This window comes from Alteromonas sp. I10, assembly GCF_003201515.1.
Lineage (GTDB): Bacteria > Pseudomonadota > Gammaproteobacteria > Enterobacterales > Alteromonadaceae > Alteromonas > Alteromonas macleodii.
Map to the genome: position 1 here is coordinate 88,060 of NZ_QJJN01000001.1, position 26,472 is coordinate 114,531.

Annotated in this window: 24 protein-coding genes; 21 read left to right on the forward strand and 3 right to left on the reverse strand. The window is 43.7% G+C overall.

Going from position 1 to position 26,472, the window contains the following annotated elements; all coding sequences use genetic code 11:
* Nucleotides 1–2 precede the first annotated feature (2 nt).
* The gene (locus BZA03_RS00300; RefSeq protein WP_014975881.1) at nt 3–977 is read right to left on the reverse strand and encodes a hypothetical protein; all 975 of its coding nucleotides are present in this window, start codon (nt 975–977) and stop codon (nt 3–5) included.
* 239 nt (nt 978–1,216) lie between these two features.
* Between BZA03_RS00300 and BZA03_RS00305 the strand changes: the two genes are divergently transcribed.
* The 15 genes from BZA03_RS00305 to pseI all read left to right on the forward strand — a co-directional run bounded on the left by BZA03_RS00305 (nt 1,217) and on the right by pseI (nt 16,739).
* Nucleotides 1,217–2,062: a flagellin gene (locus BZA03_RS00305; protein ID WP_039224827.1), complete on the forward strand. Its 846-nt coding sequence runs from the start codon at nt 1,217–1,219 to the stop codon at nt 2,060–2,062.
* A 706-nt stretch (nt 2,063–2,768) separates the two neighbouring features.
* On the forward strand, nt 2,769–3,617 hold the full coding sequence (locus BZA03_RS00310) for a flagellin (protein WP_014975883.1): 849 nt from the start codon (nt 2,769–2,771) through the stop codon (nt 3,615–3,617).
* Between the two features lie 797 nt (nt 3,618–4,414).
* On the forward strand, nt 4,415–5,254 hold the full coding sequence (locus BZA03_RS00315) for a flagellin (RefSeq protein ID WP_014975884.1): 840 nt from the start codon (nt 4,415–4,417) through the stop codon (nt 5,252–5,254).
* 88 nt (nt 5,255–5,342) lie between these two features.
* A complete protein-coding gene (locus BZA03_RS00320; RefSeq protein WP_014975885.1) occupies nt 5,343–5,843 on the forward strand; it encodes a flagellar protein FlaG in 501 nt (166 codons plus the stop codon).
* Nucleotides 5,844–5,854: 11 nt separating this feature from the next.
* Complete coding sequence (gene fliD / locus BZA03_RS00325; RefSeq protein ID WP_014975886.1) at nt 5,855–7,285, forward strand: flagellar filament capping protein FliD; 1,431 nt, start codon at nt 5,855–5,857, stop codon at nt 7,283–7,285.
* Nucleotides 7,286–7,306: 21 nt separating this feature from the next.
* Nucleotides 7,307–7,735, forward strand: a complete 429-nt coding sequence (gene fliS, locus BZA03_RS00330) for a flagellar export chaperone FliS (protein ID WP_014975887.1) — start codon at nt 7,307–7,309, stop codon at nt 7,733–7,735.
* A complete protein-coding gene (locus BZA03_RS00335; RefSeq protein WP_110287681.1) occupies nt 7,732–8,049 on the forward strand; it encodes a hypothetical protein in 318 nt (105 codons plus the stop codon). The genes fliS and BZA03_RS00335 overlap by 4 nt, the downstream gene beginning before the upstream one ends.
* Nucleotides 8,049–11,411, forward strand: coding sequence for a 6-hydroxymethylpterin diphosphokinase MptE-like protein (locus tag BZA03_RS00340; protein ID WP_110287682.1), 3,363 nt, complete (start codon nt 8,049–8,051; stop codon nt 11,409–11,411). Before BZA03_RS00335 ends, BZA03_RS00340 begins: the two co-directional genes overlap by 1 nt.
* Before the next feature lie 78 nt (nt 11,412–11,489).
* Complete coding sequence (gene pseF / locus BZA03_RS00345; RefSeq protein WP_075176133.1) at nt 11,490–12,185, forward strand: pseudaminic acid cytidylyltransferase; 696 nt, start codon at nt 11,490–11,492, stop codon at nt 12,183–12,185.
* A 2-nt stretch (nt 12,186–12,187) separates the two neighbouring features.
* The gene (pseG, locus tag BZA03_RS00350) at nt 12,188–13,309 is read left to right on the forward strand and encodes a UDP-2,4-diacetamido-2,4,6-trideoxy-beta-L-altropyranose hydrolase (RefSeq protein ID WP_110287683.1); all 1,122 of its coding nucleotides are present in this window, start codon (nt 12,188–12,190) and stop codon (nt 13,307–13,309) included.
* 9 nt (nt 13,310–13,318) lie between these two features.
* Complete coding sequence (locus tag BZA03_RS00355; protein ID WP_039224837.1) at nt 13,319–13,963, forward strand: acetyltransferase; 645 nt, start codon at nt 13,319–13,321, stop codon at nt 13,961–13,963.
* Complete coding sequence (locus BZA03_RS00360) at nt 13,963–14,553, forward strand: hypothetical protein (protein WP_014975893.1); 591 nt, start codon at nt 13,963–13,965, stop codon at nt 14,551–14,553. Before BZA03_RS00355 ends, BZA03_RS00360 begins: the two co-directional genes overlap by 1 nt.
* 1 nt (nt 14,554) lies before the next feature.
* Nucleotides 14,555–15,493, forward strand: a complete 939-nt coding sequence (locus tag BZA03_RS00365; protein ID WP_014975894.1) for a ketoacyl-ACP synthase III — start codon at nt 14,555–14,557, stop codon at nt 15,491–15,493.
* Entirely contained in the window at nt 15,483–15,710 is a 228-nt protein-coding gene (locus BZA03_RS00370; protein WP_014975895.1) for an acyl carrier protein, read from the forward strand. Before BZA03_RS00365 ends, BZA03_RS00370 begins: the two co-directional genes overlap by 11 nt.
* Before the next feature lie 3 nt (nt 15,711–15,713).
* On the forward strand, nt 15,714–16,739 hold the full coding sequence (pseI, locus tag BZA03_RS00375) for a pseudaminic acid synthase (protein ID WP_014975896.1): 1,026 nt from the start codon (nt 15,714–15,716) through the stop codon (nt 16,737–16,739).
* On the opposite strand, the gene pseC is transcribed toward pseI, so the two are convergent.
* Nucleotides 16,720–17,889, reverse strand: coding sequence for a UDP-4-amino-4,6-dideoxy-N-acetyl-beta-L-altrosamine transaminase (pseC, locus tag BZA03_RS00380; RefSeq protein WP_014975897.1), 1,170 nt, complete (start codon nt 17,887–17,889; stop codon nt 16,720–16,722). The two genes, pseI and pseC, sit on opposite strands and share 20 nt — an antisense overlap.
* Nucleotides 17,886–18,887: a UDP-N-acetylglucosamine 4,6-dehydratase (inverting) gene (pseB, locus tag BZA03_RS00385; protein ID WP_014975898.1), complete on the reverse strand. Its 1,002-nt coding sequence runs from the start codon at nt 18,885–18,887 to the stop codon at nt 17,886–17,888. The genes pseC and pseB overlap by 4 nt, the downstream gene beginning before the upstream one ends.
* A gap of 233 nt (nt 18,888–19,120) precedes the next feature.
* Here pseB and BZA03_RS00390 point away from each other — a divergent pair, with 233 nt between their 5' ends.
* The 6 genes from BZA03_RS00390 to fliF all read left to right on the forward strand — a co-directional run bounded on the left by BZA03_RS00390 (nt 19,121) and on the right by fliF (nt 26,465).
* The gene (locus tag BZA03_RS00390; protein ID WP_110287684.1) at nt 19,121–19,921 is read left to right on the forward strand and encodes a flagellin; all 801 of its coding nucleotides are present in this window, start codon (nt 19,121–19,123) and stop codon (nt 19,919–19,921) included.
* A 163-nt stretch (nt 19,922–20,084) separates the two neighbouring features.
* Nucleotides 20,085–21,548 carry a sigma-54 dependent transcriptional regulator gene (locus tag BZA03_RS00395; RefSeq protein WP_110287685.1) on the forward strand — a complete coding sequence of 488 codons (1,464 nt, stop codon included), beginning with the start codon at nt 20,085–20,087 and terminating at the stop codon, nt 21,546–21,548.
* A gap of 136 nt (nt 21,549–21,684) precedes the next feature.
* Entirely contained in the window at nt 21,685–22,827 is a 1,143-nt protein-coding gene (locus tag BZA03_RS00400) for a PAS domain-containing sensor histidine kinase (RefSeq protein ID WP_039224851.1), read from the forward strand.
* A 16-nt stretch (nt 22,828–22,843) separates the two neighbouring features.
* On the forward strand, nt 22,844–24,181 hold the full coding sequence (locus BZA03_RS00405; RefSeq protein ID WP_049588047.1) for a sigma-54 dependent transcriptional regulator: 1,338 nt from the start codon (nt 22,844–22,846) through the stop codon (nt 24,179–24,181).
* A gap of 241 nt (nt 24,182–24,422) precedes the next feature.
* Nucleotides 24,423–24,758, forward strand: a complete 336-nt coding sequence (gene fliE, locus BZA03_RS00410) for a flagellar hook-basal body complex protein FliE (RefSeq protein ID WP_014948630.1) — start codon at nt 24,423–24,425, stop codon at nt 24,756–24,758.
* A 12-nt stretch (nt 24,759–24,770) separates the two neighbouring features.
* Nucleotides 24,771–26,465 (forward strand): flagellar basal-body MS-ring/collar protein FliF, encoded by a 1,695-nt coding sequence (fliF, locus tag BZA03_RS00415; RefSeq protein WP_014948631.1) that lies wholly within the window; start codon nt 24,771–24,773, stop codon nt 26,463–26,465.
* Nucleotides 26,466–26,472: the final 7 nt, after the last annotated feature.

The window sequence follows — 26,472 nt, forward strand, 5'->3', positions numbered from 1 at the left end:
GGTTAAAATAACGACTTAACCCCATCAATTTTGGCTACATAGACCCTCGCCTGATTATCTATATGGCTTGAATAGTAAGACATGTAAAGTAGATCATTATCTAATATCAGGCCAGGATAACTCGTATCACCGCTACTGGGCATTGTTAGTATTTCGGTTAGTGTTTTATTTGTCTTATCGAAATGCCAAAGTCGTGTCGAAAACTCTCTGGTTTCCCAGTTCACATGCCGACCAGCAACAAGGAATGTTGTTTTAGTGAGCGCTATGGCACAAGGCCCACCAATATAAATTCCCAAGTCATGCCAGAACCACTTTGTATAGGGAGGCGTAGATGTGCCAAATTGAGCAGAAAATGTATCGGCATCTCGTCTTAAAAATACTGTTGCTTCACCGTCGTGGTCAAACAAGAGGGCGCTTTCATTTGGGAATCCCTTGTTATTTTTAGCAAGACCGAAAACGTTTGGTTTGTGGACGCGCATTGCGCGGGTGGGGTCGCCTTCGTAAAGCGAAATGTAATCAGCGGGGCGGTGATAAGCAAAGCCGAATGCCTTATTGTTTATCCATTGCGGTTTCCATATCCACCAGCCATCATCGCCGAACCAGTGTTTGCTAGACCAAGATTGTCCAGTTGTGGAGAAAACACTTAGCATCTTAGTATGTGCTTGTTCATTTTCATCAATTGTCTTAGCGAAGGCCGTTACTATTGCTCTTTGACCGTCGTACATCAATTTAGGATCTCTTAAATCGGTACCGAGCTCTTTAATCAACACTTTGTTGATCACTTCTAACGTTTCTTTACGCAAAGTAAGGATAACAATAGCGCCATCTCTGCTCACATGATCTGTTGCTTGGCGATAGCAGCACAACAGTGAACTGCTACTTTTGTCGAAGGGATTCTCCATCAAATCAGTAAAGGCTGCATGAACTGCAGGTGGTGATACACGACTAATTTCAACTATTTGAAGTTTTTGTTTCAATTGAAATCTCCTTTAAAAATCTGATGGTTACTGAAAGTTCTTGTCTCGTCGAGCGGCAACATATTACCGCTAATCGGCAAATATCGTAATTTTTTCTAAAGAGAATTTATATGTTGTCGATACAGTTTCTGAGAGAGCCAGTTCATCAATTACCCCTCAGGTCTTGATGACTACTAAAACAAAACGTCGGAAATCCCGACAGCCAGCGCACGCTGGACTGAGAGTGTAGGAGAGACTTTATGTCAATGTTCGTTAATACCAATGTATCCTCATTGAATGCCCAGCGTCAGCTTTTTGATGTAAGCAATTCATTGAGTACTTCATTTGAACGTTTATCTTCAGGCTTCCGTATCAACAGCGCTGCTGATGATGCTGCAGGTCTTCAGATTACCGATCGTATGACCTCACAAATTGAAGGTCTAAACCAAGCCGTTCGTAATGCTAACGATGCGATTTCATTGTCGCAAACTGCTGAAGGCGCGTTGTCTGAGACAACAACAGCACTTCAACGTATTCGTACTCTAGCTATTCAATCACAAAACGGTATCAACAGTTCTGCAGACCGCGCAGCGCTTCAAAAAGAAGTATCTGCACTACGTACAGAAATTTCACGTATAGCTACAACCACTGAATTTGCTGGTGTAAGTATCCTTTCAGGTGCGTTCTCTGCTTCGTTCCTAGTAGGTGCAAACTCGGGTCAGACAATTTCTGTTAACTTGTCTTCACCTACGCTTACTGCTGCGGGTGTTTCAGGTTTTGGCCCATCGGGTCTTGGTATTGGCACTGGTGATGTTCTTTCAGCAGAAAATGCTTCTACAATTCTTGATAATGTGGACAGCGCAATTTCTGCTATTGGTAGCTTACGAGCTGATTTGGGTGCTTTGCAAAACCGCTTCCAATCAACTATTCGTAACCTAAGCAATATCTCTGAAAACGTGTCGGCTGCACGTTCACAGATTAAAGATACAGATTTTGCTACGGAAACCGCTAACTTGACGCGTAACCAGATCATTCAGCAGGCAAGTACTACTGTATTATCTCAGGCTAACCAGCGTCCTCAGGCTGCTTTACAGCTTCTAGGCTAATCGCCATTAACGTGAAGCCAGGAGGTAGTGCTCTAGTTCACGTGCGTTCAAAGCTGGTCTTTTGAAGACCAGCTTTTCTATATACCGACCTTTCAAACGCGTCATTCCCCTCATTTATACTATTCGTGCACGTAAAATTACCCTCTAACACTCTGGAATATATAGATTTTTAATTTATATCCGCCGTTTTTCTAAAAATTAGCAAAAAATACCTAAAGTAAAATTCGAACTTTGACGATAACTATTACAAAGGGGAGATAAACCATGTTTCTTTTCTCTATGCTTCTAAAGCTAATGTTTAAGAGCGTAAAAAGCACAGTTTGAATACAAGTTTTTTTAAATTAACTGTATTTAAAAGTTAGGAAAAACAGTGCTTTAAATCGAATAAAATTATTTGAAAAAATTACTAAAGTAAATGCAAGTAAAGGTCGATAAAAAATGGAGTTTGCTGATGAATGGTTAGAGCTGCTGACCGGCGAGATTAGAGCCAGGAGGTAGTGAGAGGTTTGAGGTTCTGGAACACCAAACCCACCGACCAGCAAAGAGAAGTAACTTCTCTACTTAGCAAGTTCCATTGGTAGTGTGCCAATGAAACGTCAGATTAAACTGACATGTAATTCAAAGCACAGGCTATGCCAAATATTTAAACTAATCGCGCAAATAATAAAACCAATAGCGCAACACTCGAAACTGTTAGGAGAGACCCATGAGTCTATTTGTTAATACCAACGTGTCATCTTTGAATGCACAACGTCAATTGTTCACTACCGGTAATAACTTGAGCACCGCGTTTGAACGTCTTTCATCTGGTTTTAGAATTAACAGTGCTGCAGACGATGCCGCGGGACTGCAAATTACTGACCGTATGACCTCGCAAATTCAAGGTTTGGATCAAGCGGTACGAAATGCTAACGACGGTATTTCACTAGCACAAACTGCTGAAGGTGCGATGGCTGAAACTACCACTGCTCTACAACGTATTCGTACGTTGGCGATTCAATCGCAGAACGGTATTAATAGCTCAGCTGACCGAGCGGCGCTGCAAAAAGAAGTTTCTGCATTGAGAACTGAAATTTCACGTATCGCAACAACAACTGAGTTTGCTGGTGTTAGTATTCTTTCAGGTGTGTTCTCTGCTAGCTTTTTGGTAGGCGCAAACTCTGGACAAACAATTTCAGTGAACCTATCGACTCAAGCATTAACCGCAGCAGGTGTTAACGGCTTCAGTGCTACAGGGCTTGGAATTATATCTGCCGACGTTTTGACCGCAGCGGGTGCGTCTGCTCTTCTTGACGATGTAGATGCAGCAATCTCTGCAATTGGTGGCCTTCGCGCAGATTTGGGTGCTATTCAAAACAGATTCCAATCTACGATTAGAAACCTGAGCAATATCTCAGAGAACGTATCAGCGGCAAGATCGCGAATCAAAGATGCAGACTTTGCCACCGAAACGGCAGAACTAAGCCGCAACCAGATTTTACAGCAAGCTAGTACTACTATCCTGGCACAGGCTAACCAGCGTCCACAGGCTGCACTTTCACTACTAGGTGGTTAATTAAAAGACGCTTGAATTTGGGAAGGAGTTGAGAGGCCATCCCCTGAAAAAGGATAGCGGCCGTAAGGCCGCCCCTTTGAGAAAGCGTCGACTAACAGGACTGAGAGTGTAGAAGTGTTGGTTGAGAGGCCAGTTTATCCTACTAAATACCTGCCAGCCGACAGAAACTGAATTTGCTCAATCTCCTAACGTGAGCAAATTGGCCGAGATTAAATAGTCTCGGCCTTTTTTTTAGTAATACCGAAACATCCCGCCAATTTCAAACAAATTGCAGAGCACGACAATTTGTTCAAAATATACCTTGCAGCATCAATGCCAACTTTAAATTTAGAGTAAAAGATTTCGCCTGTCTTATTGATAAGACATGCAGTGGTACTCTCATTCCAATTCTTTTTCCAATTCTCATTCCAATTCTTTGCCGTTCAATTAACAAGCCGATTCTGTCTTGCGTATGAGAAGTAGGTACTGCCGCTTTGTTGCGAAAAAGACAAACCTTCTTGAACGCTTTAACTCGTTTTAATCATTGCTTGATAAATCAACCGAATAAACGTGATCTTTTTAAATTTTTATGAATTTATTTGTCAACTAATTCAGTGGCTTACCTTTTTATTTCGAAAAAAGATAAAAAAAACGAAAAAAAAACTAAAGAACCTAAAGGGTTGGCCGATACCAATAGTTGAGGGGTAATTTACTTTACTTTTAAAAGAGGCGTTAGCTCGGAGTAGTGACCAAGCTAATTTGAACTGGAAGGATTTGATCGTACCACATTGGTCGACGAGTCCCTAGGAGGTATTCCAATGAGTTTATTCGTTAACACAAATGTGTCTTCGATCAACGCACAACGTCAGCTTTTTGACGTAAATGATCGTCTTAACACGTCGTTCGAAAGATTGTCTTCAGGTTTTAGAATCAACAGTGCCGCAGATGATGCTGCAGGTCTTCAAATTTCTGACAGACTTACGTCGCAAGTTGAAGGCTTGAACCAAGCAGTACGCAACGCGAACGATGCTATTTCTTTAGCACAAACAGCTGAAGGTGCGATCAGTGAGATTACTACGAGTCTACAGCGTATTCGCCAGCTATCAATTCAATCGCAAAACGGCATCAACTCTTCTGCTGACCGTTTGGCGCTTCAAAAAGAAGTATCAGCGCTACGAACTGAAATTTCACGTATCGCAACGGATACTCAGTTTGGTAACGTTAACATCTTAGATGGTAACTTTTCTGCTTCATTCCTAGTGGGTGCTAACGCAGGTCAAACGATTTCAGTAAACCTTTCAACCGGTAACCTAGGATCAATTACTGGCTTTAGTACAGCCGGTCTTGGTATTGATGGTGATAGTGTTGAAACTGCTTCAGGTGCTGCTGCGCTATTAAGTGCGGTCGATGCTGCAATATCTGGTGTTGGGGGCGTTCGTGCTGATTTAGGTGCGCTTCAAAACAGATTCCAGTCGACTATTCGTAACCTGAGTAACATCAGTGAGAACTTGTCTGCGGCACGCTCTCAAATCAGAGATACAGATTTTGCTGCGGAAACGGCTGAACTAACGCGTAACCAGATTATTCAGCAAGCATCTGTTTCAGTTCTGAGCCAGGCCAACCAGCGTCCACAAACTGCGCTATCGTTGCTTGGATAAGCTATAATACAATTAGCCTTAGTTGAGATGTAACGGGTGCTTGCTTAGGCAGGTTCCCGTTTTGTCGTTTCAGAAGGGGGGTAGAAACGTGGAAATACCGAATATTCAAAATGGTCAGCCTTTTGCATCAAGTACAGCGATAGGTACTTCAACAGGTACAGCACCAAATACAGCATCGTCGGTAAGAGACAGTTTAAGTTCACCTAAAGAAGTTAACAGTGACGCAAATCGTATAGATGAGCTTGCTAAGTCTTCTTCATCTCAAAGCAACAGCGTTGAGGTGGAAGATGAAAATTTATCTCAAGGTTTATCTGGAGAAGTCGATAACCAAGGTGGAGAGAGGAATGTTGCTGACCTTGAAGAGGCGGTGGCAAAAGTTGAGTCATTTCTAACTGTTCAAAACAGGGATTTAACTTTTTCAATCGACGAAAATACCAATCGTTCGGTTGTGACAGTTAAAGATAGTCAATCTGGAGACGTTATTCGGCAGATTCCTTCCGAGGAGCTTTTAAAGCTTGCTGAAAGAATTCAGGAATTACAGCAGGATGTAGGGAATAGCGTAGGGGTGTTTATCAACAATCAGGTTTAATGAGGTAGGTTATGACTATTCAGTCGCTAGGTGTAGGTTCAGGTTTAGCTCTTGATGATCTTGTCCAGCAGCTTTTAGATGCTGAGAGATTGCCTAAAGAGGAAAGGCTCAACACAAAAGAAGAAAAGATCGAAGCAGAAATCTCTGGTCTTGGACAGATAAAGTCTAAGTTGTCAGATTTTAAAGATGCTGTCGATGACTTACGTAGCGATACTGATATTAACGGTCGAGAGCCTACAATCGTTAATCCTTCAGAAGATGACGACGTTTTATCTGCTGATGCGTCGAGCTCAGCATTACGCGGAAGTTACGATATTACCGTGCAACAACTTGCATCGGGAAGTCGCATAACTACAGACGCGGGTGCTTTCACTTCAAGTTCAGATCCTGTTTTAAGTTCTGGAACGGGTTCTTTGACCTTTAGCATTCCTGGTGGTGATTCATTTACTATCAACGTTGATTCTGGCACATCTCTTGTAGACCTCAGAGAAGCGATCAACAGCGCAGACGATAATTTCGGTGTAACCGCAAATATTATTGATACAGGTACTGCCGAAGGGCCTCGCCTGGTGTTTCTGTCTGAAGAGACCGGTGATGGCAATGATCTAGTTATCAACAATGATACAGGCGCTGCAGAACTAGACAGACTTTCAACTGCGGGTGGAACTAATAACATTAGCGCTGCCAACATTGAATCTGCCAAAAACGCAATTGCATTTGTTGACGGAATTGAAGTTCAAAGCCAGTCAAATAAGTTCGAAAACACTATTCAAAACGTCACTTTTGATGTTAACGAGATCTCACCCAAAGATAATGCGGGCAACTTTTTGTCGACGACGCTGAAAATCGGTTTTGACAAAGAAGGTCTGGAACAGAAAATTAGGGATTTTGTAGATAACTATAATGCGATTATTGACGAAATTGGAACGTTGACGCGCTATGGTGAATCTGAGTTGGAAGAAGATGGTGCGCTTGCTGGAGACTCATTGCTAAGAGGAATCCAGTCTGGACTATCATCTATTATTGGCGATAACGTGTCTACTTCACAGCTTGGTGGGTTATTCAGACTTGGTATAGAGCTAGACGAAGATGGAAAGTTAGAAATTAGTTCGTCAGACTTTGGAATTGGGTCTGGGGAAGACAGATTAAAAGATGCGTTGGAAGACAATTTCGACGATATCGCTACATTGTTTACAGACGAAAATGAAGGTATAGCGGTTCGCTTATACGATTTCGTTGATGAGTTTACGTCATCTGGAGGCCTTATTTCTCTGCGCGAAAAAACGGCGAAAGAGAATAGAGAGGGTGTTTATTCTGAAAGGGAAACTTTGGAGCTTCGTATGTTCAACTATGAGCAAATCTTACGAAGCAAGTACCTTAACTTAGACCAGACTGTGGCACAGTTGAATCAGACAAGCTCGGCATTATTAGCCGCACTATAACGTACGAGTTTCGGAGAAAGTATGTCTCTTAAAGGTATTAATGCCTACAAAAAAGGTAATTTAAAGCAAGATGTTGCCAATGCAGATCCTCACAAGTTGACCTTGATGCTGCTTCAAGGCGCGTTAGACAGGATTGCATATGCGAAAGGTGCAATGGAACGAAAAGAGTTGCAAGAGAAGGCGACATTTATTTCGAAAGCAACGGCCATTATTATTCACCTGCGCGATACGTTAGATGTAAAAGTGGGCGGCGAAGTTGCTGAAAACATGTTTGCCCTCTATGAATTTATGATCGAGAAACTGAACGAGGCTCATGTTAACAATGATATTAAGTTGTTAGATGAGGTATCTTCACTGTTATCGCCGATTAGAGATGCTTGGGTGCAAATTCCCCAAGAAGCAAAAGAAGAGGCGTTTCGAGCGCAACGAGAAAGTAAGCAAGCGATTTGAACGTCGATAAGTTAAACCATTCATCTACACCTCTTTTCCTAAGCAAAGTCAACGCAGCAATTGCGGTTTGCGTGGCAGCAGAGCCTGCCGCGCTTTCAACTGAAACTTTCCGTCATCTAATCAGCCTGCGACATTCGTTGGTTCTTCGCGAGTTAAGCAGACTCTCTGGAAATGAACGCACTACCTTCGCTGAAAATGAACTAATTATTAATCAAGAATTAGAAGAACTTGGGCTTAAGTTGAAGTTAGCTGCAAAAGAGGAGATAGTTGGCTTTTCAAGAGCGCAAAAAGCGGCAAAGAGATATAAAAAATAATGCTTAAAGCTATTAAATTCTACCTTTTAGATGATGAAGATAAACAAACATCGCTAGAAGTTGAATCTGCGTACGCGATTAAAAAGAACAAAGAAAAAAGCTTAATAGCTTTCAAGCGCGTAATGCCGGCTATCTTTACTCAGCTCATTCGGGCGAGAAGCACATCCACCTCAGTTTTCGTTAACAAAGATAAAGAACTCGATATTGTCGACTTTAATAGCGGCAAGGTCTTTTACGGGGAACAGGTAACCGCAAGTATTCACCAACATGTGGACTCGTTTATAAGTTCTCCTTGGGTATTGGACAAAAACGGGTTTTCTCGGCAATCCAAGCCCATCGAAGACGATGCAGAAGTGTTAGTTGTACTGGGGTTGGCTCTTGGAATTCACCTACTTAAATTGGTAAATGAAACTAATTTCAAAAGTATCGTCCTTTACGAGCCTAATTTTGAATTCACACATTGCTCTATGCTCACCGGTGTTTGGCCAGAAATTTTCAAAGTTGCTGCAGAGAAGGGAACGGCAATTTATTTTCAAAGCCAGTTAGACGGTAGTTCTGTATTAGAAGATTTAAGTGAATTAAAGCAGGTAAGTCCTTTTGCTTCAGTTCATTTTTATCAGCATTATCATAGTGCGAGCTTTGACTCAGTACTTAAAAGTCTATCTGGGCTAACAATTAAAGACGTGCAAAAGCGGCTATTTTCATTTTCTTCCTCGCAGCCATTTGACGACTATATAGTTCCTTGGAGTCCGGTGGTTACATCCAATGATTGGGCGACCAGTAACCTTAGTAAAGTCGTTTTTGATAATAACATTGAAGCGTTTGCGAAGTATTACCCTGATATAGCTAAAGAATTCAGCGACTACAAGCCGGTCAAGTGGGAGCCAAAAGCTAATCAATCAGGTGAAGTAAACCTCTTCCATATAGAGACCTGCACACCGCTTTACGGTGACAGCCCAAAACGCGAGTCTGAACTAGCTTATGAAGCATTTGTGAAGCAGCCCAACCGCGATAACCTAATATTAGGCTACGCAGGGGGGAAACTCATTCATTATTCGCATCATAAAATGGTAAGGAAAATCCAAGAACATTTGGCGGGAATGGAAGAGGAAGAAAGTAAGCTACCGGAAACCGTTAAATCGATGCTCCTTTTTGGCATGGGAGCAGGATATCAGTTAGAAGCGCTCAGTGACTCGCGAGATATAGAAAAACTCTTTGTTTGCGAACCCAACCGAGACTACTTTTTTGCTTCTCTGTTTGCGATAGATTGGGCGGCAATTCTGAACAAAGTTGAAGAAAAACGGCACCGTATTTACCTTAACATCGGGGATGACGGAACTAACCTCGTTCGGGACCTTTTAAGTCAATTCCACTCTATCGGAACACATATCATTGCCAATACCTACTTAACACTCGGCTATGATAACGAAGTGCTTCTTCCTGCGGTTGATAAGCTAAGAGAAGACCTGCGCTTAATTGTCGCCATGGGGGAATACTTCGAGCATTCTCGCTTTGGCACGACGCATACGAAATGGGCGGTAGAAAATAATATAGGCTTTTATCGCAAATCTGGTGTGCCGGAGCTCAGTAGAAATTTAAGTGAGGTAGCGGTATTTATCGTCGGAAATGGCCCCTCTCTTGATAATTTACTGCCCCTTTTGAAGGAAGAAAGGGAGCGAGCTATAGTCATATCTTGCGGCACAGCCTTACAGGCAATGCACAGTAATGGTATTGTTCCTGACTTTCACGCAGAAGTAGAGTCGAACCGAGCGTCTTTCGATTGGGCATCGCGTATAGGCGATAAAGACTATTTAAAGCAGATCAATTTTATCAGCTGTAATGGTGTTCACCCTGATACGGTAAAGCTCTATAAAGACACCTTTCTCGCTTTCAAAGAAGGTGAGTCGTCAACGGTTTTTATGAAGGAACTCTTTCCTGAGTTAGAATTGCCATTCCTTCATTTTTCCTATCCTACCGTATCGAATTTTGTCATTAACTACGTGTTAGAACTGGGCTTTAAACAAGTTTATCTATTCGGCGTTGACTTGGGGATGGTTGATGTTAATCACCATCACTCTAAATCCTCAGGCTATTATAAAAAAGATGGCGGCGAACTGTTTAATCACGCAGAGCGCATAGACACTTCATTGGTAGTGCGAGGGAACTTTAGACCCTATGTAAATACCAAGTTTGAATTCAACATGTCAAAGTCGGTGATTGAGAAAACCTTATCTGCTTTCAGTGATGCTGACGTTTATAATTTAAACGATGGCGCAAAAATCGTTGGAAGTCCTCCATTAGAGCAAGACGCGTTAATTATTACTAATTCATTGGAAGACAAACAGGCTGCGATGAGTTGGATTCAAACTCAGGCTCATGTTCCTATTCCGGTAGCTGAATTCCAACAACGTTTTGCTAAACGGTTTAATCATGATGCGCTAATAGAGGACATCACCAATTTTAAAGCGTTATCTGACAAAGAATTTAATGGGCGCGAAGATATCGATAAACTGGTGTTCGATCAGCGCAAGTTCTTAGTCGAGGCGTATTTGCGTAAAAGCTCCATTTTATTTTTTTACTTCAATGGTACTTCGAATTACATAAACAGCATTTTCAGTAAATTAACGCATTTCAAAAATGACGAACTAGTGATGGAGAAATTCGAAGCTATTAGATCGTGTTGGCACAACTTTCTTGATGACGCGTTAACGAGTGTTTCGATGTATCCTGATGCTTTTGACTCTGTTTCAAGTTTCACAAAAGAAAGACAAGAGATCACCTTATCAGAATACGTAAAGAGTGAGAACGTAGGTTTTATTAGTGATTCTGCTAGCCATATTATTGAGACTCTTGGCCTAAACGAAAATATTGATAACAGTCAACATCGCTATCAACTTGAATTTATCTCAAGTGCTGCTGATTTGAAAAAGCGCAAGCCTGAAGTTAGCCGAGCGGCATTCATAACAAACGAACCTGAACTCTTGCTAGAATTACATGAAGGTTTCAACACAGCGGAAACCGACGTTTTGGTATTCAGTCCCTTTAACAATTCGGATAAAAAAGGCGTGGAAAAATCCGTGTTTACTGCGGTACTCGCGCTAGTTTCGAGCAATAAACTGAAATTGGTGTTTCCTAAGCTTGAGAAAGAGGATTGGGGGAGTTTTTTCGATGATTACTTCCACAAGTTGTCAAATAGTATGACGTCTTTTGAAACGTACAGCATGTTTGCTTTAGCTTCTGAGCCTCTTGCCGATAAAGAGATGACCAATGAAGCCGGTGATAGATTTTGGTTATGTCCAAGACCGTTAGAAGCATCACTTTGTAAAACAAAGATCATTTTTAATAAAAAGAAGTCGTCTTAGCGTGAGCAAATTACTCAATCACCGTGCCACTAGCGTCAGAAGTAGCTAAACCGATATACGCTAACAGCAGAGACACTTATGAATGTAGCAATAATCCCAGCGCGAGGTGGTAGCAAACGCATTTTGCGAAAAAACCTCCGCCTTTTTTGCAATAAACCTATTATTGCCTGGTCTATAGAAGCTGCTCTAGCCTCAAAGGAATTTGATAAGGTTATTGTAAGTACTGACGATGACGAAATTGCGCAGTTTGCTATTGAAAAAGGGGCTTTCGTTCCGTTTGTTCGTCCAGCTGAATTGTCTGATGACCATGCGGTAACTCGCGATGTTGTTAATCACGCGTTGACATGGCTGGCCGACAACGAAAAACCAGCAAATTACTGTTGTGTGCTTTACGCTACCGCACCTTTTGTTACATCGGAAGACTTAGTGAATGCGTTTGCAAAATTAAAAAGTTCGAAGAAGGACTTCTGTTTCTCTGCAACAAGCTTTCCTTTTCCTATTCAACGTGCTTTCCATTTTACGCCGCAAGGTGATATTGAAATGTTTGATAAACAGCACATGAAAACACGCTCTCAGGATCTGCTGGAAGCCTACCATGACGCAGGGCAATTCTACTGGGGCAAGGCTGACGCTTTTCTAAAGAATTTGCCAATGTATTCTCATCACGCCACCGCGTTTCTGATGCCAAGATACCGCGTGCAAGATATCGATACCGAAGAAGATTGGGAAACCGCAGAGCTTCTATTCAGAGCGATCCAGTCTCGAGGGCTGTGAAAATGAACAACTCGATTACAGCGTTGGTGCGCGTAGACAGTGGTGAACACATAGGAACTGGCCATGTTATGCGCTGCCTTACACTGGCAAAGCTATTAAGAGCGCGCGGTATTTCAATATACTTTATTTCAAAGCCTCACAAGGGGCATTGTTTAGATGAAATCAGACGCGCAGATTTTAAGGTAATCGAGTTACCGACTTCCAACGCTCAAGAATACGCAGGAAACTGGTGTCCTCACGCTCATTGGTTAGGTGGAACAGAATCCAATGATGCGCGTGAGTCATTAGCGGCATTGCACCATACAACATTAAACGAGCGCGTTATTGTTGTTGTAGATCATTTTTCTTTGACTTCACAGTGGCACATTGCGTTAAAAGAAGCCCTAAATGCAAAAGTTGTCGTTATTGATGGGCTGGCCGACCGAACACTAAAATGTGATGTATTGATTGACCCTAATTTAGTACTTGATGCTCAGAAAAAATGGGATGGAAAAATTCAAAATAATACTAAGCTCATGATCGGTCCCCAGTATTTTCCGTTGCGAGAAGAGTTTGCATTTTCCCCCCCTACATTGCCTCAAGCACTAAAGCGCATTTTTGTATGCTTTGGAGGAATGGATAAAGACAATGCCACTCTATTTATCTGCGAGCTGCTCGCAAAGTGGTGCACAAGCTTAAATGAACCCGTTAGCGTTGACGTCATCATTGGAGAGCATCACCCATTTAAGCCGCTAATATACGCATTTTGTACTCAGCACGGCTTTAAATTACATGTGCAAGCTTCGAATGTTTCATTATTAATGGCGCAGGCTGACCTGGCAATTGGTGGTGGTGGCACCATGTCCTGGGAGCGTTGTAAAATGGCGCTACCGACCCTTGTCCTCGCTATTGCACAAAATCAAGTTGCGCAAGCGATCGCATTAGAAGAAAAGGGGGCCGCGGTCTATGTTGGGGACTACAGCACAGAGTCGAAGCGCTTAGAAAAAATTCAACAACGCGTTGTCAATGTGCTTGAGAATTTGCGATGCTCTCCAGATACATTGAAAACAATGTCACAAAGCGCGTTATCGATTATGGAAGCATACAACCACAATCAACCGTGGGTAGATGAAATTATCAAATAAAGGCAGGATGTGTTGAAAAAGGTAGTGATTATAGGTGGTGGCGGTAACGGCTTGGTTGTCGCACAAATCGTGCTTGATCTAATAAAGATTGGCGAGCCTTTAGAGCTAGTCGGCTTTTTGAATGACAATATTCCTGCAGGTGAATATATAGAGCGATGGCCAGTTTTGGGCGCGCCCCATGAATGGGAAAGTTTAGACGAAGATACGTTATTCGTTTATGCACTGTTGTCCGTGGGAAAAATGAAAGCCCGTGCAGAAAAGTTTAAGCGTCTCAACATTCCACAGCACCGGTTAGCTACGCTGGTACATCCGTCAGCGAACATCGGTTTTAACGTTAAACTCGGTTGCGGTGTTGTCATTGCAGCAAATACTGTGCTTCAGCCCGGTACAAGAGTGGGTGACAACTGCTTTATTCGCGCTAATGCTAATTTAGGGCATGATGTTGCGGTTGATGATTTAGTCGATATAGGCCCTAATTCAACACTGTGTGGCTATGCACACATTGAGGAAGGTGTACAAATAGCGCCAAATTCCGTTGTGAGAGACAGCGTGCGTGTTGGGATGTACAGCACAGTGGCAGCAGGAGCAGCAATTTTTAAGGACGTTGCCCCTGAGTCTACCATGTTGGGAAATCCGGCTAAGAGGATTCGATAATGAAAACACAGCTCAAATTTAAAGGCTCGAGAAACTACCTCCATAGTACCGACTTTTATACGTGGTTTAGCACTGCAGTGTGTGAAGAAAATCAAATCGTAACCAAACTCGTGTTTAAACAATTGATTCATCGGCAGTGTGAGGTTTTGTTTGGGCAGCTCGAAGATGATGTTGAAAAAAACATTGTTGGTACAGTTGAGCTTCTTGATAAGAACACACAAGAAAGAACGCGAGGCGTGATTGTTGAGACAGAAGGGCAAGTACAGGAATCCTACCCATTTGACGAAGATATACTAGTACAACGTGCTGATGTCATGTCTGATGAGCAGCAGGCGACTTCTTTTTTTCGTAACGACTGCACAACTGTAGAACTAGTGGTTGCCTTGACGAAAAAACTCCATAACACACTCTTTAGTCTAAAGACGGGCAAGTGGTTAGTGGGGCAGCTTAACTTTTTTGATGAACTGCCGATAGGTTATGAAAGTCTTTCAATTAAAACCACGCGGATAATGCAAAACAAGTTTTCAATTAACGACGTTGTTATCGATGGAAAACGTTTTGGAACCGTACAGTTCATTGTTGGAGAATAGCATGATAGGCATTAAAGCTATTTCAAGTTACATACCGAAAGAAGGTGTCGATAACTTCAAACAAGCAGAGACCTTCGAGGAGTCGGCATCATTTGTTGAGACTAAGCTTGGCGCGCGCTTTTTGCCAAGGTTAGAACAAGGTGATGACACCTCTGATATAGCGGTAAAAGCGGTTGATGCGTTGCTGTGTGAGTCTGATCTTGCCAAAGAAGACATCGATGCCCTTATTGTTGTAACACAAAACCCCGACGGGCAAGGCTTGCCTCACTGTGCGGCATTAGTTCATAAAAAGTTAGCACTACCTACTCATGTTGCGGCGTTTGACGTTTCACTTGGGTGCTCAGGGTATGTATATGGGTTATCGATTTTACAAGGCTTCTTAGCGGCTTCTGGCAAAAAGAATGGTGTATTGGTAACCGCTGATCCGTATTCAAAAGTAATTACAACGCCTAATAGAACAACCTCTATGCTGTTCGGCGACGCCGCTACTGCCACATGGATGGGTGAAAATCCACAGCTTGTGGTGTCAGACTGCTCATTTGGTACTGATGGAAAAGGCGCTGAACATTTAAAGGTTGAACAAGGCGAGCTTTATATGAATGGTAGGCAAGTTTTTAACTTTGCCTCGTTGAACGTTGCTCCTGCAATAAAAACGTTATTAGAAAAGAACGATTGGCCCGAAGAGAGTGTGGACGCGTTTATTTTACACCAAGGAAGCTTAGCTATTGTTGACGCCATAGCAAGACGCTTCAAAGGTAGTGAAGCTAAGTTTATTAAAGCACTGGAAAATACGGGTAACACCGTTTCTTCGTCTATCCCCCTAATATTGAAAAACTATTTGTCTAACGATAACTCAGCGCGACTCGTTTTAAGCGGGTTTGGGGTCGGGTTTTCGTGGGCCACATGCCTATTAAAGAGGAATGAAGAATATGTTAACTGAAGCAGATGTAAAACAAGCAATGACTGACTCTGGTGTGACTACTGATGTAAGCAACCTAGGCAGCGAACAAGCATTTTCTGAGTATGGGTTAGATAGCTTAGATCTATTCAATCTATTTGTTGAACTTGAAGGTAAGACTGGCGTTACTGTCCCAGATGAAGATCTCGATAAGTTAACGTCTATTAACGACGTGCTTGTATATTTTAATAAGTCTTAGCAGATGTATCCATTTAACGACCAAGTCTTCATCATTGCCGAGCTGTCTGCCAATCACAATAACGATTTTGATTTGGCCGTCGATACGATAAAGGCGATGGCGAAAGCAGGTGCCAATGCGGTTAAAGTACAAACATACACCGCAGATTCGCTAGCTATCAATGTTGATAATGACATTTTTGGAAAGCGCAAAGAAGGGCTGTGGAAAGGGCGTACTTTGTGGGATTTATACAAAGAAGCGTCTATGCCTTACGAATGGCACGAGCCACTGCAGAAAGTGGCTCAAGAGCTAGGCTTGGTGTTTTTTTCTAGTCCATTTGATGTAGATGGCGTGGCATTTCTAGAGCAACTGAACGTTCCCCTATACAAAATAGCCTCCTTTGAAATCACAGATATTCCTTTAATCAGGGCGGTAGCAAAAACGGGGAAACCCATAATTATTTCTACGGGAGTTGCTCAAGAGGCGGATATTTCCTTAGCATTGGAAACCTGTCATAGGGAAAACAACCATCAGGTAACACTACTAAAATGCACCTCGAATTATCCCTCCACTCTTGCTGATGCTAATCTGAAAACCATGGCCGATATGCGCGCTAGATTTGATGTGACTGTAGGTGTTTCTGACCATACCATGGGCTCTATTGTACCCATAACAGCTACCGCATTGGGAGCGAGAGTAATAGAGAAGCACTTCATTTTAGACAGATCGCTTGGTGGGCCAGATTCAGCGTTTTCGATGGAGCCTAGGGAATTTTCTGATATGGTAGAAAGCGTTCGCCAAGTAGAGCAGACTTTAGGTAAAGTCACCTATGCGGTAAGCGAAAAAGATAAGCTAAGACGTCGTTCGCTTTACGCCAGTGCACCCATTCAAAAAGGGCAGCCCTTTACCCACGATAATGTTAAGTCACTTAGAACTGGGTTTGGCTTAGCACCGCAACATTTAGACGCACTTCTTAGTCGTGATGCGTCTAAACATTACAACATTGGCGAGCCTATATTAGAACTTGAAGTTAACTCGATAATTGATTAACAACGTCAATTGTCGTATCGACTATGTATTGCGCTTCTTCTTGCGTTAATGACGGGTAAAGAGGTAGCGTAATAGCATGGTGATAGTATTGTTCGGCATGCGGGTAGTCACCTTTTTTGAAGCCTAATTTTTGATAAAATGGCTGAAGGTGAATGGGAATGTAGTGGACGTGAGCAAAAATTCCCTTCGCTCTCAAGGTCTCTATAGCAATTTTATGCGTTTCAGAGTTCAACCTTGTGGCTCTTACAACGTACAAGTGATAGCTACTGTAGCAGTTACTTTTTACATCCAGAGGCGTGATATTGGCTTGATGTTCGAATGCATTGTCATAAAAAGCCGCGAGTACGTTTCTTTGCTCAACGAATTGAGCCAGTTTTGTTAGCTGACTTGTGCCTAGTGCAGCCTCTACATCGTTCATGCGGTAGTTAAAGCCCAATAGCACCTGTTGGTAGTACCAAGGTCCATGAGAAACTTCTGTCATTTCGTCCTGAACTGCCGTAACGCCGTGGCTTCGCATCAGCTGAATTTTTCGAGCTAACTCGCTTTTATTGGTTAACGCCGCGCCGCCTTCCATCGTAGTGATTATCTTAACGGGGTGAAAACTGAAAACCGTAATGTCTGAATACTGACAGCTTCCAACTGGCTGATCGCGGTATTTCGCGCCAATAGCGTGAGAAGCATCTTCGATAATACGAAAGTGATATTTTTCAGCGAGCGCCGCAATAGCTTTCATGTCGCATGATTGACCTGCGAAATGCACGGGAATGACAGCTTTGGGAAGGGTTCCATGCTCTTTAGCCTGCGCTAACTTTGCGGCTAATGCACTTACATCCATATTGCCTGTTGTGGGCTCTACATCAACAAAGTCTACCTCGGCACCGCAGTAAAGTGCACAATTCGCAGAGGCAACGAAGGAGTTGGGGCTGGTCCATACCGTATCGTTTTTCTCTACTCCAAGAGCAAGGCAAGCGAGGTGCAGTGCTGACGTAGCGCTGTTAACCGCTACAGCATGCTTAGCACCGCTTTGCAGAGTCAGAGCTTCTTCAAATGCTGGTACGGCTGGACCTTGCGTTAGCCAGTTGGATTTTAGTGAATTAACGACGGTGTTAATGTCATCTTCATCAATCGACTGACGTCCGTATGGGATCACTTATCCGCATCCTTATTACAGGAAACTATTTCCTCTACCGTGAGAAAATGTGGATTTGTATCAGATACATATTCGAAACCATCTGAAACTGGCTTACCTACTTCCTCCAGTCCGTTTGAAGTAAAGTTATTACTCCTGTGGAAGAACTTGATGGATGGTGCAATGACAAAGTGATCGTCATATTCGAAAGTGTGAAAGGCCATGTCGCCAGGGCACATCATTTCGTGAAGTTTCTCGCCAGGTCGAATACCCACTATCTTAATGGGTACACCTGGTGCCATGGCTTCGGCTAAATCGGTAATTCTAATTGACGGTATTTTGGGCACAAATATTTCGCCACCCATCATGCGCTCGAAATTCTTCAAAACAAAGTCGACGCCCTGCTGAAGTGTTATCCAAAATCGCGTCATATCTTTATGCGTAACCGGAATATGGTCAGTGCCTTCTTCAATGAGCTTATTGAAAAACGGAACAACCGAGCCTCTAGAGCCCACTACATTCCCGTATCTCACTACAGAAAATCGAGGTCTGCCCGCGCCAACCATATTATTTGCTGCAACAAACAGCTTATCGGAAGCGAGCTTAGTCGCACCGTACAAATTAACGGGGTTAGCTGCTTTGTCGGTCGACAGCGCGATAACTTTGCTTACCGAATTATCAATAGCTGCGTTTATAACGTTTTCAGCGCCATCGATATTAGTGCGGATGCACTCCGTGGGATTATATTCAGCAGCCGGAACTTGTTTCATGGCGGCAGCATGGATAACGTAGTCTACCCCTTGCATTGCGCGCGTAAGGCGGTCTTTATCTCGCACATCACCGATAAAGTAGCGCATGCAGGGAGCATTAAATTTCTGCTGCATTTCGAACTGTTTTAGCTCGTCACGCGAATAGATAATTAAGCGCTTGGGGTTATAGCGTGATAACAAATTTTCGGTGTATTTATGACCGAACGAACCTGTACCACCTGTTATCAATATAGACTTGCCGTCAAACATAGATCGCCCACGATTTTTATGATTATCGTTTAAATATATCATGTGTCGGCAACAATGCCATAAACCATTAGTTTTTAACGAGTCTTCCTTAAATAAAAAGTGAAATACTCAACAGTAACGATACCGTTGAGCCGTTGGGTATTCATTTTCATACTCTTTAAAAAAACAGTCACTCGTTATTCTTCTGTCTATTTACTACACTATATTAAGTGAAAGTTTAATAGGGTAGCCTCATGATTAAAATAGGTTCCGATTCAGGTAACTCACTTCTCAGCCAAGTGCAAGAGAAGCAAGAATCCTTGATGGAAAAGCTTGCCAGTGGTAAGAAAATTAAAGATGCAACTGACGGCGCAGCGGCCCAGCAAATCATCGATCGGTTAACTTCAGAAGTAGAAGGCAACCGCCAGGCTATTAATAACGTTTACGACGGAATTTCGGTGGCGCAGGTCGCAGAGGGTGGTTTAGGCAGCATCAATGACGATGTAAACCGCATTCGCGAACTTACCTTACAGTCTGGTAATGGTGTTTTGAGCAGTGGCGATCGCCGTGCTATTCAATCTGAAATTACGCAATTACAAGAGAATATCTCTCAAACCATTGAGCAGACGAATTTTGCTGGCAAGCCGTTATTATCTGAAAATGGCTCACTTGAATTCCAATCAGGTTCAAGTGCGGGTCAATCAATAAGCGTCAATACACAAGATGTTGCTGCTCAATTAAATGATGTACTGGCTATCGATATTACATCTGGCACTAGCATTGAAGATGCGCTAGGTGCAACTGATGCTGCAATTGAAACGATCGGTAACGCGCGAGGCGATTTAGGTGCTACCCAAAACCGTTTCGAAAGTGCGGCGCGTTCTCTTACTCAAGCTAACGTGAACACCGCTGAAGCGCGTAGCCGCATTCAAGATCTTGATTTTGCTCAAGCTGTGTCACAGCAGGCGTCAAACGATGTGCTGGGTCAGGCGGCGCTAACCGTTCAAGCGCAAGCGAATCAGCAGCAGAGTCAGGTTTTATCGTTGTTGAGTTAAACCAACATACGTTAATTTTGCTAAAATTAATCGAAAGAAGCAGGGTAACCTGCTTTTTTTATTGATACATTTCCGAAAACAGCGGTTGCGCTCCGATCTTTTGTCGTTACAATTTATAAATGCGCTAAACTGTAAATAATAACAAAGCGTTCTCGGGGAATTGATGAAGAACATTTTGCTGGTTAGTGACAACCAGGAACTTATTCAAAACTTGGAAACTATCGTTACCTTCATGGGAGAATCGTGTCAATCGCGAGGCTTTAGTGATTGCGAACGGTATTTGCAAGATAGTGGGGCTGATGCTGTTCTTATTGAGCACATATCGCCAGCCATAGTCAGCGGACTGGTTGAGAAGTTTCCTCACATACCATTTGTAGCATTGGTTGAAAATAATAGCCAAGCATCAGCAGGTTGTAATCTCGTTAGCGTTATTGCAACGCCATTAACCTATCCCGTTTTGACCCAAGCTATCCATCGTTGCCAAGAATACTCAAGGCGCAAACCGAGCTTGTCTCGTACATCGGGAACAAAGACGCGACTGTTTAGAAGCCTTATTGGTAAAAGCGAACAAATACAAATAGTTCGTCGATTAGTTGAACAGGTTGCTCCAACTGATGCCACTGTCTTGATTCTAGGTGAGTCTGGAACAGGTAAAGAGGTCGTTGCACGTAATGTTCACTTCTTATCTGAACGCAAAGACGGGCCATTTATTCCGGTAAACTGCGGTGCCATTCCTGGCGAACTGCTGGAAAGCGAGCTGTTTGGTCACGAAAAAGGCGCGTTTACTGGCGCAATCAGCGCGCGTAAAGGCCGTTTTGAGTTAGCGGAAGGCCGTACGTTGTTTCTGGATGAAATCGGTGATATGCCGCTTCAGATGCAGGTTAAATTATTGCGCGTGTTACAAGAGCGTACCTTCGAGCGCGTAGGCGGCAACAAGCCCCTTCAGTGTAACGTACGCATCATCGCCGCGACGCACCGCAATTTGGAAACCATGATCAGTGAAGACAAGTTCCGTGAGGACTTGTATTACCGACTCAACGTGTTCCCAATTGATAGCCCTGCACTTAGACAAAGAAAAGACGATATCCCCTTACTGCTCCAAGAGCTAAATAGTCGTATCCAAGGTGATGGGGTGGAAGGTGTGCGCTTTACCGAGCAAGCGATCGCCTCGTTAATGGAGCACGAATGGGCGGGCAACGTTCGTGAGCTGTCTAACTTGGTTGAACGCTTAACAATTCTTTATCCTGGTCAAATCGTTGATATCGCCGATTTACCTGAGAAATATCAATACGGTGATATACAGGCTTACGAGCCTGATTATCCCGAAGAAATTCTTGAGCGTGAAGCATTCAATGCACTCTTTGCTGAAGCGGCCGCGCAAGAGCCTGAAGAAGATCTTAACGAGCAAAGCCATGAGGGTTTGAACGGAATGGTTTCTTCATCTTTACCTGAGGAAGGGGTTAATCTCAAAGAGTACCTTTCTGAGTTGGAAGTAAACCTCATTCGACAGGCGTTAGACAATCAAGATTGGGTGGTGGCTCGAGCTGCCGACAAACTTGGTATGCGCAGAACAACGCTTGTCGAGAAAATGCGGAAGTACGATATTCAACGTACTGAAGAAGCGTAATGTCAGGTAATTGACGTTGCGCTTTCCTCTATAATTTAATCCTATCTAACTGAAAAATAAGCCAATGATGAATTGGCACATCTTCTGCTTTATCTAAGTCATAGTTTAACAGCGTCTGCAATTTGACGAGGGCAATATGGCTTTTGACAGCACACCACAATCAACTGAGTACTCAGCATCAAGCTATGCGTTAGATAGTATTGATAATGCGATATCTCGTGATGAATACGACCCCTCAAGCAGTGACGATATTTCGTCTTTACGGTTGCAGGCGAGTCGACTTGAGCACTTACTTCAGGTAATGCCTGCTGGCGTTATCGTTATAGACGGTAAAGGGATCGTGCGCCAAGCCAATGAACAAGCGAAAGCACTGTTAGGTGAACCGCTGGAAGAGGAAGTGTGGCGAAGTATTATCACGCGCTCATTCAAGCCTCGCGCTGACGACGGCCACGAAGTCTCACTTGTTGACGGTCGCCGAGTGAAGCTTTCTATCACGCCATTAGAAAATGAGCCTGGGCAATTAATTGTTATTACCGACTTAACCGAAACGCGGCAGCTGCAAGCACGCGTGAGTCATATGCAGCGCCTGTCTTCTCTCGGAAAAATGGTGGCATCCCTTGCTCACCAAATTCGTACGCCTCTTTCTGCGGCCATGCTCTATGCGTCTAATTTAACGCGCAAAGGCTTGGGACAAGAAGCACAAACTCAATTTGCAAACAAGCTAACTGACAGGCTTAAAGAGCTAGAGAGTCAGGTTAACGACATGCTGCTTTTCGCTAAGTCAGGGGAAGAACAAGTGGTCAGCCAAATTAGCTTGGGAGAGTTGTTTACTTCAATTGAAGGCAGTGCCCAAACCATGACGGCTCAAGCACAGCAAACGCTAACTTTTAGCGGCTTCGATAAAAACGTATCTATTACCGGTAATCTTACAGCGCTTCAAGGCGCGTTATTAAACCTTGTTCACAACGCGAGCCAAGTTACTCCGAAAGGGGAGTGCGTGCACGTAGAAACTGCAGTGTCTGATGAACGTTTGCATGTGGCCATTATAGATAAAGGTCCTGGCGTACCGGATAAACTCAAAAACAAAATTTTTGAACCGTTTTTCACAACTAAAACTCATGGCACGGGCCTTGGTCTTGCGGTGGTTAAATCCGTCGTAAACGCCCACAACGGTTTGCTTAGCGTATCAAATATGCCAGAAGGTGGGGCGTGCTTTAGTGTGTCTTTGCCGTGTGTGGTGAACGCTCAATCTTCACAAACATTGACTCATGTTGCGTAGGTCATAGGAGAGAATAATGTCTAAAACTACCATTTTAATTGTTGAAGATGACGCAGGATTACGCGAAGCACTCCTAGACACCCTTCTGTTAGGTAACTATGAGGTTGTTGCCGCTGACTGTGCTGAAGAAGCGTTAATGGTGCTGTCTTCGCGCTCCGTCGATTTAGTGGTAAGCGATATTCAAATGGGCGAAATGAGCGGTTTAACGCTACTTAAAAGTATCAAAACTAAGTACCCCAATATGCCGGTGCTATTGATGACAGCCTATGCCACTATTGATGATGCCGTGCAGGCAATGCGCGATGGCGCAACAGATTATCTATCCAAACCGTTTGCCCCAGAAGTACTGCTTAATTTAGTGGGACGCTACGCGCCGGCTCAAAAAATAGAGTCACGCACGCCTATTGTTGCTGACCCTTCAAGCTTGAAGTTACTTGAGCTTTCTCGCAAAGTCGCGAAGTCCGACGCCACTGTGATGGTAATGGGACCAAGCGGTTCGGGTAAAGAAGTGCTGTCTCGCTATATTCACGATCAGTCGCCGCGAAGTGATGCGCCATTTGTCGCCATCAACTGTGCAGCCATACCAGAGAACATGCTAGAAGCGACCTTGTTTGGTTACGAAAAAGGTGCGTTCACCGGCGCAATCCAAGCTTGCCCGGGTAAATTTGAACAAGCCCAAGACGGTACGCTGTTACTTGATGAAATAACCGAGATGGATTTGGCGCTTCAAGCTAAACTGCTACGCGTGTTACAAGAGCGCGAAGTAGAGCGTCTTGGCGGACGTAAAACCGTTAAGCTCAACGTCCGTGTTATTGCTACAAGTAACCGAGATTTGAGAAAAGCAGTGGATGCGGGAGAGTTCAGAGAAGATTTGTACTACCGCTTAAATGTATTCCCTATTGAGTGGCGCCCGCTATCGGAACGTCCGGGTGATATTGTCCCTCTCGCCGAACATCTGGTTCAGCGTCACGCTAGTTCTCAAGGGCTGGGTACTATCAGGTTAAGCGCAGCAGCACGCAATAAGCTGTCACAATACAGCTGGCCAGGGAACGTTCGCGAACTAGAAAACGTGGTTCAACGGGCGCTTATTTTATGCGAACACAATGAAATCGACGCCAGCGATTTAATGATTGACGAAGACATGACTGCACCTGTTGAGACACCGCAAGAGCATGTTGAAGATAATAGGCTAGGGTCTGAGCTGCGCTACCAAGAACATCAAATTATCCTCGATACATTGGTGTCGTGTAACGGCAAGCGTAAAGATGTGGCAGAAAAGCTCGGCATTAGTCCAAGAACCCTTCGTTACAAATTAGCGCGCATGCGCGAAGACGGTATTGAAGTGCCCGCATAAGGTCGCTTTCTACACTTTCGGTTTCCTCGTCCTTATCCGTCGCCTCTGTAGTAAAGAAGGCGGCGGTTTTTTGTTGCTCACACTAAGTCAAACGCCATAAATTTGGCTAACCCTCTTATTTTTGATTTATCTTCTTGATATGTATAGTTTTTTAAAGTTGGCAAGCCCTTTGCTAAATCCCCTCTATACATAAGTTATACGCCGATGTTCAGGCGGTCTCGAAAAAGCACTAGGAGTGGTTATGGACGTTAAAGCCAATAGTTTGTATCAAGAAATGCAGAACATGATTGGGCAAACTCGTCTTCAAGTTAATGAGCCTCAACAGCAGCCGCTTAGTGAAGTTAATAGCTCGGCAAGTGATTTCTCGACCATGCTAAAGAATGCGGTAGATGGTGTAAACGGCATGCAGCTCGAATCTAAAGACGCGCAGCAGCGTTTTGAAATGGGCGACCCTAACTTAAGCCTAGCTCAAGTTATGCTGACGAAAGAAAAGGCAGGCATTGCTTTTGAAGCCACTGTTCAAGTGCGTAACAAAGTACTTGAAGCCTATAAAACAATAATGAATATGCCGGTGTAGGTGGAGTAGGTTATGGCTGAAGCTACAGGTACAAACCTTACGGTTCCTGATCAAAATCAAGCAGTGGACAATGAGCCAGAAAACAAATCTGGTTTTATGGACACTTTAGGTAGCGCAGATATGATGCGCCAAATGGCCCTTGTGGTTGTTTTGGTAATCTGCGTCGCCATCGCTATTTTTATTCTTATCTGGTCGCAAGAACCTGATTACCGTCCACTTGCGAAAATGGAAACCCAAGAGCTTATTGAAACCCTCGATTATATGGATGCAAACCAAATCGACTATAAGCTTGAAGGCAATATTGTTTACGTAAGAAGTGACGAATTCCAAAACATCCGTTTAGGCATGACCCGCCAAGGGTTAACAAAGGCCTCTGATGCCGGTACAGATATCATTATGCAGGATATGGGGTTTGGCGTGAGCCAGCGTGTTGAGATGGAACGTCTAAAACACGCCCGCGAGCAACAAATCGCGGCTACCATCGAAGATATCGCGAGCATTCAAAAAGCCCGTGTCTTGTTAGCTATGCCTAAAGAGAACGTATTTGCGCGAAGAGAGAAGAAAGCGTCGGCAACCGTTGTGCTAACGGCTAAGCGCGGTGCCGTTATTGCAGGTGAAGAGGTTGATGCTGTTGTCGATATTGTGGCGTCTGCAGTGCAAAACATGGAGCCGTCTAAGGTAACCGTAACAGACAGCAATGGTCGTCTGCTTAACTCAGGCTCTCAAGATTCTATGAGTGCTCGTGCCAGAAAAGAATACGAGATTGAGCGCCAGCGTGAGCAAGAGTACTTAGAAAAAATTGACGCGATACTGATTCCAGTATTGGGCATAGGTAACTACACAGCACAAGCTGACGTTACCATGGACTTTACAGCTATGGAACAAACACAGCGTAGCTACAACCCTGATTTACCTGCGGTTCGCAGTGAAATGATAATGGAAGAAAACAGCGTAGGTGGCGGTGTTGGCGGTATTCCTGGTGCACTGTCTAATCAGCCTCCGTTAGATTCTAATATTCCAGAAAATGCAGTGGGCGGCAGTCAACAAACTATGCCTGGGCGCACAGCAAAAGAGTCTACGCGCAACTACGAACTTGATACCACTATCAGTCATACCAAGAAACAGACAGGGGTTATTCGCAGATTAAGTGTATCTGTGGCGGTGGACTATACCCAAGTTGCGGGTGAAGACGGTGCGATGACGCCAACACCGCGTAAACAAGAAGAGATTCTCAACATACGTAGGCTTTTACAGGGCGGCATTGGCTTTGACGTTACCCGTGGTGATTCGTTAGAAGTTGTAAGCGTGCCCTTTACTCGGATGGACGCAGGGGAAATTGAAGACGCGCCTATTTGGGAGCAGCCCGGATTTCTACCAATTCTTAAGCTAGTTGTTGGTGGCTTGGTTATAATAGTGCTTATCATCTTCGTGATTCGTCCTATGCTACGTCGTCTTATTAATCCTGATGAGTCGAACGACGCCGATGAATTTGATGCAGATGAGGGCTTAGATTTAGGCGATGACACCATTAGCATGTTAACGTCTGACTTTGACGAAGGACAGGTAGGTTTTGCGCCAGATGGTTCACTCATGCTGCCTGACCTGCACAAAGATGAAGATGTACTTAAAGCTGTACGTGCCCTTGTGGCCAATGAACCTGAGTTATCAGCCCAAGTAGTGAAGGGCTGGTTAATGCAAGACGAGTAGTGAGATA

Bases quoted from the DNA above. Each gene is read 5' to 3' on its own strand.
- fliE (WP_014948630.1), top strand. From the start codon at position 24,423: ATGGACGTTAAAGCCAATAGTTTGTATCAAGAAATGCAGAACATGATT.
- BZA03_RS00405 (WP_049588047.1), top strand. From the start codon at position 22,844: ATGTCTAAAACTACCATTTTAATTGTTGAAGATGACGCAGGATTACGC.
- pseB (WP_014975898.1), bottom strand. From the start codon at position 18,887: ATGTTTGACGGCAAGTCTATATTGATAACAGGTGGTACAGGTTCGTTC.
- BZA03_RS00400 (WP_039224851.1), top strand. From the start codon at position 21,685: ATGGCTTTTGACAGCACACCACAATCAACTGAGTACTCAGCATCAAGC.
- BZA03_RS00370 (WP_014975895.1), top strand. From the start codon at position 15,483: ATGTTAACTGAAGCAGATGTAAAACAAGCAATGACTGACTCTGGTGTG.
- BZA03_RS00360 (WP_014975893.1), top strand. From the start codon at position 13,963: ATGAAAACACAGCTCAAATTTAAAGGCTCGAGAAACTACCTCCATAGT.
- BZA03_RS00315 (WP_014975884.1), top strand. From the start codon at position 4,415: ATGAGTTTATTCGTTAACACAAATGTGTCTTCGATCAACGCACAACGT.
- BZA03_RS00365 (WP_014975894.1), top strand. From the start codon at position 14,555: ATGATAGGCATTAAAGCTATTTCAAGTTACATACCGAAAGAAGGTGTC.
- pseI (WP_014975896.1), top strand. From the start codon at position 15,714: ATGTATCCATTTAACGACCAAGTCTTCATCATTGCCGAGCTGTCTGCC.
- fliF (WP_014948631.1), top strand. From the start codon at position 24,771: ATGGCTGAAGCTACAGGTACAAACCTTACGGTTCCTGATCAAAATCAA.
- BZA03_RS00305 (WP_039224827.1), top strand. From the start codon at position 1,217: ATGTCAATGTTCGTTAATACCAATGTATCCTCATTGAATGCCCAGCGT.
- BZA03_RS00395 (WP_110287685.1), top strand. From the start codon at position 20,085: ATGAAGAACATTTTGCTGGTTAGTGACAACCAGGAACTTATTCAAAAC.
- BZA03_RS00340 (WP_110287682.1), top strand. From the start codon at position 8,049: ATGCTTAAAGCTATTAAATTCTACCTTTTAGATGATGAAGATAAACAA.
- fliS (WP_014975887.1), top strand. From the start codon at position 7,307: ATGTCTCTTAAAGGTATTAATGCCTACAAAAAAGGTAATTTAAAGCAA.
- BZA03_RS00310 (WP_014975883.1), top strand. From the start codon at position 2,769: ATGAGTCTATTTGTTAATACCAACGTGTCATCTTTGAATGCACAACGT.
- pseG (WP_110287683.1), top strand. From the start codon at position 12,188: ATGAACAACTCGATTACAGCGTTGGTGCGCGTAGACAGTGGTGAACAC.
- pseF (WP_075176133.1), top strand. From the start codon at position 11,490: ATGAATGTAGCAATAATCCCAGCGCGAGGTGGTAGCAAACGCATTTTG.
- BZA03_RS00390 (WP_110287684.1), top strand. From the start codon at position 19,121: ATGATTAAAATAGGTTCCGATTCAGGTAACTCACTTCTCAGCCAAGTG.
- fliD (WP_014975886.1), top strand. From the start codon at position 5,855: ATGACTATTCAGTCGCTAGGTGTAGGTTCAGGTTTAGCTCTTGATGAT.